The 10,463-nt window shown below is 55.1% G+C and carries 10 protein-coding genes and 1 pseudogene; 7 read left to right on the top strand and 4 right to left on the bottom strand.

Features of this window, described 5'->3' with window-relative positions; translation table 11 throughout:
* A pseudogene (locus tag GA0061070_RS20480) lies at positions 1 to 304 on the top strand (IS4 family transposase); the annotation flags it as partial.
* Between the two features lie 103 nt (positions 305 to 407).
* Complete coding sequence (locus GA0061070_RS20475) at positions 408 to 1,463, top strand: MerR family transcriptional regulator (protein WP_090137923.1); 1,056 nt, start codon at positions 408 to 410, stop codon at positions 1,461 to 1,463.
* Here the strand turns inward: GA0061070_RS20475 and dauA are convergent.
* The 4 genes from dauA to lolB all read right to left on the bottom strand — a co-directional run bounded on the left by dauA (position 1,449) and on the right by lolB (position 5,795).
* Positions 1,449 to 3,128, bottom strand: a complete 1,680-nt coding sequence (gene dauA, locus GA0061070_RS20470) for a C4-dicarboxylic acid transporter DauA (RefSeq protein ID WP_090137921.1) — start codon at positions 3,126 to 3,128, stop codon at positions 1,449 to 1,451. The two genes, GA0061070_RS20475 and dauA, sit on opposite strands and share 15 nt — an antisense overlap.
* A gap of 108 nt (positions 3,129 to 3,236) precedes the next feature.
* Positions 3,237 to 4,184, bottom strand: coding sequence for a ribose-phosphate diphosphokinase (prs, locus tag GA0061070_RS20465; RefSeq protein WP_017457137.1), 948 nt, complete (start codon positions 4,182 to 4,184; stop codon positions 3,237 to 3,239).
* Positions 4,185 to 4,308: 124 nt separating this feature from the next.
* Positions 4,309 to 5,175 (bottom strand): 4-(cytidine 5'-diphospho)-2-C-methyl-D-erythritol kinase, encoded by an 867-nt coding sequence (gene ispE / locus GA0061070_RS20460; RefSeq protein ID WP_090137919.1) that lies wholly within the window; start codon positions 5,173 to 5,175, stop codon positions 4,309 to 4,311.
* Positions 5,172 to 5,795: a lipoprotein insertase outer membrane protein LolB gene (gene lolB, locus GA0061070_RS20455; RefSeq protein ID WP_090137917.1), complete on the bottom strand. Its 624-nt coding sequence runs from the start codon at positions 5,793 to 5,795 to the stop codon at positions 5,172 to 5,174. Before lolB ends, ispE begins: the two co-directional genes overlap by 4 nt.
* A 201-nt stretch (positions 5,796 to 5,996) precedes the next feature.
* On the opposite strand from lolB, the gene hemA reads away from it, so the two are divergent.
* The 5 genes from hemA to sirB1 are packed head-to-tail and all read left to right on the top strand — an operon-like array spanning position 5,997 to position 10,429.
* The gene (gene hemA, locus GA0061070_RS20450) at positions 5,997 to 7,253 is read left to right on the top strand and encodes a glutamyl-tRNA reductase (protein WP_090137925.1); all 1,257 of its coding nucleotides are present in this window, start codon (positions 5,997 to 5,999) and stop codon (positions 7,251 to 7,253) included.
* A gap of 42 nt (positions 7,254 to 7,295) precedes the next feature.
* Positions 7,296 to 8,378, top strand: a complete 1,083-nt coding sequence (prfA, locus tag GA0061070_RS20445) for a peptide chain release factor 1 (RefSeq protein WP_090137915.1) — start codon at positions 7,296 to 7,298, stop codon at positions 8,376 to 8,378.
* Positions 8,378 to 9,217 (top strand): peptide chain release factor N(5)-glutamine methyltransferase, encoded by an 840-nt coding sequence (gene prmC, locus GA0061070_RS20440; protein ID WP_090137912.1) that lies wholly within the window; start codon positions 8,378 to 8,380, stop codon positions 9,215 to 9,217. The genes prfA and prmC overlap by 1 nt, the downstream gene beginning before the upstream one ends.
* A 6-nt stretch (positions 9,218 to 9,223) precedes the next feature.
* Complete coding sequence (sirB2, locus tag GA0061070_RS20435) at positions 9,224 to 9,616, top strand: invasion regulator SirB2 (RefSeq protein WP_090137909.1); 393 nt, start codon at positions 9,224 to 9,226, stop codon at positions 9,614 to 9,616.
* A gap of 3 nt (positions 9,617 to 9,619) precedes the next feature.
* A complete protein-coding gene (gene sirB1, locus GA0061070_RS20430) occupies positions 9,620 to 10,429 on the top strand; it encodes an invasion regulator SirB1 (protein ID WP_090137906.1) in 810 nt (269 codons plus the stop codon).
* Positions 10,430 to 10,463: the final 34 nt, after the last annotated feature.

The raw sequence follows: 10,463 nt of genomic DNA, 5'->3' as shown, positions 1-10,463 counted from the left end.
GCTGTGGGGTGTCTTACTGGCTTATAATCTGGTGAGATATCAGATGATTAAAATGGCGGAACATCTGAAAGGTTACTGGCCGAATCAACTGAGTTTCTCAGAATCATGCGGAATGGTGATGAGAATGCTGATGACATTGCAGGGCGCATCACCGGGACGTATACCGGAGCTGATGCGCGATCTTGCAAGTATGGGACAACTTGTGAAATTACCGACAAGAAGGGAAAGGGCCTTCCCGAGAGTGGTAAAGGAGAGGCCCTGGAAATACCCCACAGCCCCGAAAAAGAGCCAGTCAGTTGCTTAACTGACTGGCATTACTCCTGATAGGGCCGTTTTTTTTGCCTTCCGCTTGACCCTCACGTAACGTCAGGCTTGAAAGTCCGGTCTGTGGAGAAGAGGGGGAAACCATGTTGATTCAGGTTGGAGAGTTGTCGCGGCGGGCGGGAATCAGTGTACGTACGCTGCATCACTATGAACATATTGGTTTGCTGCTGCCTTCTGCCCGAAGCGCCGCTGGTTACCGGCTCTATAATCTTGCTGATGTGAAACGCCTGCACATGATTCAGGCGCTGGCAAAAGCAGGAATGGAACTGGCGGCAATTAATGATTATCTGGCGCAGGAGACGCGCCCGCTGGCAGAATTGCTGGATCAGCAAATTGCAATGCTCGATAAGCAAATGCGTGACATCATCACCTTACGTCATCAGCTCATAGCTTTACGTGACGGTCTTGCCAGCGGTGCGGAGCCTGACCTGGAGTCATGGCTACAGACACTGGAGATGATGAAAATGTATGATCGCTGGTTTACCCCGCAAGAGCTACAGGAATTGCCGTTTGCCACGCCCGATGAGGTACGGGAGAGGGTCTGGATCGGGATGGTGAGTGAAGCGCAGAAATTGCTGGCGGAAAAGTGCCCGCCGGATGATGCGCGGGCAATGGATCTGGCGACGCGCTGGATGAGCCGTCTTGAAGACGATACGGCGAATAAGCCGGAGTTTCTTACCCGCCTAAACGAGATGCACAGCGTCGAACCGCAGATGCGCGAGCAAACCGGCATCACGCAGAGTATCGTCGACTTTATTACCCGTAGTTTTGCAGAAAGTAAGCTCGCTATCTGGCAGCGTTATCTGTCGCCGGAAGAGATGGCGTTCACGCGGGCCCACTATTTCGACCGCATGATGGAGTGGCCACCGCTGGTGGCGAAACTGCATCTCGCCCAGCGGCAGGCGCTGGATCCTCAGTCGGAAGAGGCACAGGCGTTGGCGCAAAACTGGTTGGTGCTGTTCCAGTCTTACGCCGGAACGGATGCGCAGACGCAGCAAAAGTTTCGCACTGCAATGCAGCAAGAACCGCACCTGATGAAGGGGGCATGGATGACGCCCGAAGTACTGCAATGGTTACAACGGGCGATAGAGGTGATGATGCGGAATCGCTATTCCGCATCCGGTTCACAGATCGGCTAATGCCGCGTCACGATTAGGGAAGAAAGTCAGTCGGCCAGGGATAGGCTGCACACCGGCGCGCGCCAGCGTACGCAGAGGCTGAAACTCCAGGTTGCTGACCCGCAGCTCGGTACCTTCCGGCAGGCGGGCAACAAAACGACGGAAGGCATCCAGCCCACCAGCATCCAGCACTGGTACGGCATCCCACTTCAGCACGACAATTCGCTTACCGACGATGCGGGTTTCCAGATCGCTGAACACACCTTCCGCAGCAGCAAAGAACAGCGGGCCAATAACGCGCAGCACCAGCACGTCATCCGGCACACTGACATTCACCGTCGCCAGGCGCGTCATCCGCGCAATGCGGCGCATAAACAGCAGCGACGCCAGCACAATCCCGACGCTAATGGCGATAACCATATCGAACAGCACCGTAAGCGACATACAAATCAGCATCACCACAATGTCATCGGCGGGCGCTCGGCGCAGCAGATCGATCACTTTGTGCGCTTCACTCATATTCCACGCCACCATTAATAGCAGCGCGGCCATCGCCGACAGCGGCAGCCAGGAGAGCAGCGGTGCCAGCGCCAGTAACGCCAGGATCACCAGCAGTGCGTGGATCACGGCAGAAATGGGCGAGGTGGCACCAGCGCGCACGTTAGCGGCAGAGCGGGCGATTGCTGCCGTCGCGGTGATACCGCCAAAGAACGGCGCAATAATATTCCCCATGCCCTGGCCAATTAGTTCGCTGTTGGCTTTGTGTTTGGTGCCGGTCATCCCGTCCAGCACCACCGCGCACAGCAGCGATTCGATGGCGCCCAGCATGGCCATCGAAAATGCGGCGGGCAGCATCGCCTGGAGTGAACTCCAGCTCAGGTTGAAATGTGATCCCGGCAGATCCCACGGCAACACCAGCTGCGGCAGAAGCTGAGGGATACCGTTGCCCTGTGTGCCATCCGCCAACGTGTACTGGAACTGAGAACCGATAGTGGCAACATGGCCGCCGAGCAGGTTCACCACCAGCATAACAACACAGCCTGCCAGCAGTGCAGGCAAGTGGCCGGGCAAGCGTAAGCGTAAGCGCGGCCAGAGAACCAGAATCGCCAGCGTTGTCACGCCGATAGCCGCATCACCAAAATTAATGGTGGGTAATGCCATCACCAACGCGCCAACTTTTTGCAGGTAATGTTCCGGGATATGCGACATATGCAGCCCGAGAAAATCTTTAAGCTGCATCGTGGCAATGGTGATGCCAATACCGGAGGTAAAACCGAGCGTCACGGAAAGCGGAATATATTCAATCAACCGCCCAAAGCGCGCCAGCCCGAAGAGGATCAGAAATACCCCGGACATCAATGTGGCAACCAGCAGGCCTGCGAGGCCAAACTGTTGTGAAACCGGGTAGAGGATCACCACAAACGCTGCTGTCGGGCCGGAAACGCTATAGCGCGAGCCGCCGCTCAGGGCGATAACGATACCGGCAATCGCCGAGGTATACAGGCCATATTGCGGCGCGACGCCGCTGCCAATCGCCAGCGCCATCGACAGGGGAATGGCGATAATCCCGACGGTGATACCGGCGATGAGATCGCGGGTAAAGCGAGCCATCGTGTATTTTTCTTTCCAGCACGCCTCAATTAACGCGCGGAAAGGCAGAATATGTGGGGTGAAAAATTTATTCACGATGCTATTTCATCCTGGAGGTGGAAATTAATAACGACCTAATAAATCATACAAATAACATTAAAGGATAAAAAAACCCGCCGTAGCGGGTTTTCTACTCAGCCGCGATTAATGTTCGAACATCGCAGAAATAGATTCTTCATTGCTGATACGACGAATAGCTTCGGCCAGCATGCCAGACAGCGTCAGCGTACGCACGTTCGGCAGCGCTTTGATCTCGTCGCTCAGCGGAATGGTGTCGCAGACCACCACTTCGTCAATCACGGAGTTGCGCAGGTTGTTTACCGCATTACCAGAGAAAATCGGGTGTGTCGCGTAAGCAAATACGCGTTTTGCACCACGCTCTTTCAACGCTTCTGCTGCTTTGCACAACGTACCGCCGGTATCGATCATATCGTCAACCAGCACGCAGTCGCGGTTAGCCACGTCGCCGATGATGTGCATCACCTGAGAGACGTTAGCTCGCGGACGACGTTTGTCGATGATCGCCATATCGGTATCGTTCAGCAGTTTAGCGATAGCACGGGCGCGAACCACACCGCCAATGTCCGGAGAAACCACGATAGGGTTGTCCAGGTTCAGTTGCAGCATATCTTCGAGCAGGATCGGGCTACCGAACACGTTATCAACCGGCACATCGAAGAAGCCCTGAATCTGTTCGGCATGCAGGTCAACGGTCAACACGCGGTCAACGCCAACGCTGGAAAGGAAATCAGCAACAACTTTTGCGGTAATTGGCACACGGGCAGAACGCACGCGGCGGTCCTGGCGGGCGTAGCCGAAATAAGGAATGACCGCGGTGATACGGCCTGCGGAAGCACGACGCAGCGCATCAACCATGACAACGAGTTCCATCAGGTTGTCGTTTGTGGGAGCACAAGTGGACTGGATGATGAAAATATCACCACCGCGTACGTTTTCATTAATTTGTACGCTGACTTCGCCGTCACTAAAGCGACCTACAGCGGCGTCGCCGAGAGAAGTGTACAAGCGGTTGGCAATACGTTGTGCTAGTTCCGGGGTAGCGTTACCAGCAAAAAGCTTCATATCAGGCACGAGAAGAACCTCAGGCATGCGTCCAGTGGCGGATAGAATACGCCAGAATGTGCGGTCAGGGCGACATTCTATCCATGCGGTGTATTTAAAGAGCGCGATGCAACGTCTGGAACATGTGACGTTGTCACCGAAGCTCAGCTTGCCCGGCGATGGTTTGTGCTAGCGGCGAGAGGTTGACGCCTCGCGCGACAAAACCGTGCAGCCATTCCGGGGCTTGCTCAAGCACCTGCCGAGCGGCGGATTCGGTGTCAAATTCGGAAAAGACACAGGCTCCTGTGCCAGTCAGGCGCGACGGCGCGTATTCTAACAGCCAGGAAAGCGCGGCATCAACCTCGCGAAAACGTTTTCTTGCGATAACCTCGCAATCGTTGCCGAATTCACAATTTAGCAACGTTTCTATTGACCGCTTCGGTGTTGCTCTCGGCAACTCAGGATCCTGGAAAATTACCGGCGTGGGAATGCTGACACCGGGATGTGCCACCAGATACCATTTCTCAGGTGGATTAACCGGCGTCAGGATCTCGCCAATTCCTTCAGCAAAGGCCGCATGCCCGCGCACAAATACCGGTACATCCGCGCCAAGCTGTAGGCCAAGCGCCGCCAGTTCGTCAACGCTCAGTTGACAGCACCATAAATGATTCAACGCGACCAGCACGGTTGCGGCATTTGATGACCCACCGCCGAGGCCGCCGCCCATTGGTAGACGTTTATCAATCGCAATGTCGGCGCCACCGCCCTCAGGATAACGCCCTGTCTCGCTGGCGTGTTTGACCAGCAAACGTGCCGCGCGCACGATCAGATTCTCTTCGTCAGGTACTCCGGCAACCGGGGTTAACAGACGAATTTCACCGTCGCTGCGTGGTTCGATGGTCAGCGTATCGCCATAATCGAGAAACTGAAAAAGCGTCTGTAAGGTGTGATAACCATCAGCTCGCTGGCCGGTAATATATAAAAACAGGTTAAGTTTCGCCGGGGCGGGCCAGGTTGTCATTTTACAATCCAGTTATCCATTTTCAGCTTGATACGCTGGCTACCGTCGCTCAGCTCCATATTTGCGGGCATTGCCGGTTGGGTTTTGCTGTCATATCCGCCATAAACGACTTTCCAGCTTTTACCGCCCTGGCTGTAGTTCAGTTCGCTCAGGCGGTACTGATCGTCAAGTTTGTAATCGGTGGCATTGCCCGGCAGACCGAGGATCCACTGGCGCAGGCTATTGAGCGGGATCGGCATGCCTGTCAACTTGCCGATCATCTCTTCGGCATCGTCAGCGATATAGCGCTGGCCTTTATTATCAATCAGTTGCACATTACCCGGCTGTGCGTTCAACTCCAGTTCAGTACTGCCCAGTGGGTTGGTTAGCAACAAACGGTAACGATCTTCACCGGTCTGCTGCCAGAAGAAGCGGGCGTAGACTTTTTGCTGATCGGACAGATAAGCAAAGGCACCGCGTGTCTGATACTGGCTTAATGCTCGCACCTGCTGCTGATGCTGACGCCACTGTGGCGAATCCGGGCTTTGCCCAGGCCCTTTGGGCGCGTTGAGCGTACAGGCGGTCAAAACGAGGCTGGCCAGCGGCAGCAGGCGAATAAAGCGGAAATCCGACAGAGTCATAACGATGACAAATCCTTGAGAGAGGTTGCGGTGATTAGGCTTAATGCTAGCGCCGCACTGTAACAGCGTCTACGTTCAAGTTGTCTTAAATCATTAAAATACCAATTACTCCGAAAGGAGCGTCTCTCTTTTATTGACCGTGCGCATCCTGTATGATGCGTGCAGTCTAACCTTATCAACGTTGGTACTATTCCCGCGCTCATGACCCTTTTAGCTCTTGGCATCAACCACAAAACGGCTCCCGTTTCGCTGCGAGAACGCATTGCATTTTCGCCGGATACGCTTGACCAGGCGCTGGAAAGCCTGCTCTCGCAGCCGATGGTACAGGGTGGCGTGGTGCTTTCAACCTGTAACCGCACCGAGCTTTATTTAAGTGTCGAAGAGCAGGAAAACTTGCGCGAAGCGCTGGTTCGCTGGTTGTGTGATTACCATAACCTGAGCGAAGAGGAAGTACACCAGAGTCTCTACTGGCATCAGGATAATGACGCCGTCAGCCATTTAATGCGCGTGGCGAGCGGGCTGGATTCGCTGGTGCTTGGCGAGCCGCAAATTCTCGGCCAGGTGAAAAAAGCTTACGCCGATTCGCAGCGCGGGCATGGCAATGCCAGCGATCTGGAACGCATGTTCCAGAAATCCTTTTCCGTGGCTAAACGGGTGCGTACGGAAACTGATATTGGCGCCAGCGCGGTGTCGGTTGCCTTTGCTGCCTGTACGCTGGCGCGGCAGATCTTTGAATCCCTCTCGACGGTTACTGTATTACTGGTTGGCGCGGGCGAAACCATTGAACTGGTTGCTCGCCATCTGCGCGAACACAAAGTGCAGAAGATGATCATTGCTAACCGTACGCGTGAACGTGCGCAGGTGCTGGCAGAGGAAGTCGGCGCAGACGTTATCTCCCTGAGCGAAATCGATGAGCGTCTGAAAGACGCTGATATTGTTATTAGCTCTACCGCCAGCCCGCTGCCGATCATCGGTAAAGGGATGGTGGAACGCGCGATGAAAGCACGACGCAATCAGCCGATGCTGTTGGTGGACATCGCCGTGCCGCGTGACGTTGAGCCGGAAGTGGGGAAAGTAGCCAACGCCTATCTCTACAGCGTCGACGATCTGCAAAGTATCATTCAGCACAACCTGGCTCAGCGTAAAGCCGCTGCGGTGCAGGCGGAAACCATCGTCGCCCAGGAAACCAGCGAATTTATGTCATGGCTGCGCGCACAAAGCGCCAGCGAGACTATCCGTGAATACCGCAGCCATTCCGAAGCCATGCGCGATGAGCTGACCGCCAAAGCGCTGGCTGCGCTGGAGCAGGGCGGTGATCCGCAGGTTATCATGCAGGACCTCGCGTGGAAACTGACTAACCGCCTGATCCACGCCCCAACCAAATCGCTTCAGCAGGCCGCCCGTGACGGGGATGATGAGCGCCTGCATACTTTGCGCAACAGCCTCGGGCTGGATTAGCACAACAACACTCTCTGATTATTAAAAGGTGCATTTACGCCTATGAAGCCTTCTATCGTTGCCAAACTGGAAGCCCTGCATGAACGTCATGAAGAAGTTCAGGCGCTGCTGGGTGATGCGCAAACTATTGCCGACCAGGATCGTTTCCGCGCGCTGTCGCGGGAATATGCGCAGCTAAGCGATGTGTCACGCTGTTTTACTGACTGGCAACAGGTTCAGGAAGATATTGAAACGGCACAGATGATGCTCGACGACCCGGAAATGCGTGAAATGGCGCAGGAAGAGTTGCGCGATGCGAAAGAGAAAAGTGAACAACTGGAGCTGCATTTACAGGTTTTACTTTTGCCGAAAGATGCGGATGATGAACGCAATGCCTTCGTTGAAGTTCGCGCGGGTACGGGCGGTGACGAAGCGGCATTATTTGCCGGCGATCTGTTCCGCATGTACAGCCGCTACGCGGAAGCGCGCCGCTGGCGCGTGGAGATCATGAGCGCTAACGATGGCGAACATGGCGGTTATAAAGAAGTGATCGCCAAAATCAGCGGCGAGGGCGTCTATGGGCGTCTGAAGTTTGAATCAGGTGGCCATCGCGTGCAGCGCGTCCCGGCGACCGAATCACAGGGGCGTATTCACACTTCGGCCTGTACCGTTGCCGTCATGCCGGAGCTGCCTGAAGCTGAGCTGCCGGATATCAACCCGGCGGATCTGCGTATTGATACTTTCCGCTCCTCCGGTGCGGGCGGCCAGCACGTTAACACCACCGACTCGGCAATCCGTATTACTCACTTGCCGACAGGGATTGTGGTCGAATGCCAGGACGAACGTTCACAGCATAAAAACAAAGCCAAGGCGATGTCGGTGCTGGGTGCGCGTATCCATGCAGCAGAAATGGCGAAGCGCCAGCAGGCGGAAGCATCAACCCGCCGCAATCTGCTGGGCAGCGGCGATCGCAGCGATCGTAACCGCACATACAATTTTCCGCAGGGGCGCGTTACCGATCACCGCATCAACGTGACGCTCTATCGTCTTGATGAGGTGATGGAAGGCAAACTCGATATGCTGATCGAGCCGATTGTGCAAGAGTACCAGGCCGATCAACTGGCGGCGCTTTCCGAGCAGGAATGATGGACTATCAACAGTGGTTGTGTGCGGCAATACGCCAGTTGCAGACGAGCGAAAGTCCGCGCCGCGACGCTGAAATTCTGCTGGGATTTGTAACCGGCAAAACACGCACCTTCATCCTCGCTTTTGCTGAAACTGAACTTACGGCGGAACAGCAGCAGCAGCTTGATGCGCTGCTGGCGCGCCGTGCGCTTGGCGAACCGGTGGCGCATTTGGTCGGTGAGCGTGAATTCTGGTCGCTGCCGCTGTTTGTCTCTCCGGCGACGCTGATCCCGCGCCCGGATACTGAGTGCCTGGTCGAACAGGCGTTAAACCGTCTTCCCGCTTCGCCATGTCGTATTCTCGATCTGGGTACCGGCACAGGTGCGATTGCACTGGCGCTGGCCAGCGAACGACCGGATTGTCACGTTACCGCTGTCGATGTGGTTGCAGAGGCGGTGGCGCTGGCGCAACGTAATGCTGAACATCTGGCGATTACCAACGTCAACATCCTGCAAAGTCGCTGGTTTAGTGCGCTTACTGGGCAGCAGTTCGCCATGATTGTCAGCAATCCTCCCTATATTGATGCTCAGGATCCGCATCTCGCGCAGGGCGATGTCCGTTTCGAACCGCTGAGTGCGCTGGTGGCGGCCGATCATGGCCTCGCCGATTTACAGACCATCATTTGCGATGCGCGACATTTTATGCTGCCTGGCGGCTGGCTGCTTCTGGAACATGGCTGGCAGCAAGGCTCGGCGGTGCGTGCGCTGTTTTCACAATATGGCTGGCAGGAAGTGAACACTTGCCGGGATTATGGCGGTAATGAGCGGCTGACGCTGGGAAAGCGGCCTTTACAGGAGTAATGCGCAATGCACCTTTTTAACATACTGATTGTATTGCATTTGACCTGTGTTGCATTGACCATTAGCTTGTTCGTTTTACGCTACTGGTGGCGCTGGACGAATAACCCGCACGCACGGGCCGGCTGGGTGCGAGTGGTGCCGCATGTGGTCGACAGCGTGTTGCTGTTAAGCGGCGGCGGGTTGATGTGGGTAACGGGCTATTTACCTTTTACTGTTAAAGGCGCATGGCTGACTGAAAAGCTGTTTGGCGTTATCATCTACATCGTTTTGGGTTTTATCGCGCTGGGACGACATCGTCCGCGCAGCCAGCAAACGGGTTTTATCGCCTTTATGCTGGGGCTGGTGGTGCTGTACATCATCATTAAACTCGCCGCCACAAAAGTACCGATACTGGGGTAAGAAATGAGGTCGTTAGCTGATTTCGAATTTAACAACGCGCCATTATGCGACGGGATGATCCTTGTTTCAGAGCTGATTCGCGATGATTTTCCTTCGCTGTACGTGCATGAGGAGCTGGAGCGGCTGCTGAGCCTGGCGCGAGAAGAAATAAGTCAGGCGAAGCCTCAGGAGTGGCAACTGGAAAAGCTCATTGAGTTGTTTTACGGCGAATGGGGCTTTAAAGACACGCGTGGGGTTTACCGCCTGTCTGATGCACTGTGGCTGGATAAAGTGCTGGAAAATCGTCAGGGAAGCGCCGTCTCGCTGGGGGCGATTATATTGTGGGTCGCCGGGCGCCTCGATATTCCGCTGACGCCGGTTATTTTCCCGACGCAGTTGATCCTGCGTGCCGAGTGGCTGGATGGTGAGATGTGGCTCATTAACCCGTTTAATGGTGACACGCTGGACGAACATACGCTCGAAGTGTGGCTGAAGGGAAATATTAGCCCGGTCGCCGAGCTGTTTAACGAAGATCTGGATGAAGCCGACAACGCTGAAGTGATCCGCAAATTGCTGGATACCTTAAAGTCAGCGCTGATGGAAGAGCAGCAAATGGAGCTGGCATTGCGCGCCAGTGAAGCGCTGTTACAGTTTAATCCGGAAGATCCTTACGAAATCCGTGACCGTGGGCTGATTTACGCCCAGCTTGATTGCGATCATGTGGCGTTGCACGACCTGAGTTACTTCGTCGAGCAGTGTCCTGAGGATCCGATAAGCGAGATGATCCGCGCGCAAATCAACACGATTTCGCACAAACAGATTACCCTGCATTAAAAGTAAGTTCCGATTCACACTTGATAAGGCGATT

The sequence above is a fragment of the Kosakonia oryziphila genome, from assembly GCF_900094795.1.
GTDB classification, from domain to species: domain Bacteria; phylum Pseudomonadota; class Gammaproteobacteria; order Enterobacterales; family Enterobacteriaceae; genus Kosakonia; species Kosakonia oryziphila.
Note: the sequence above shows the minus strand (reverse complement) of the source record. Positions and strands in the feature narration are given on the sequence as shown.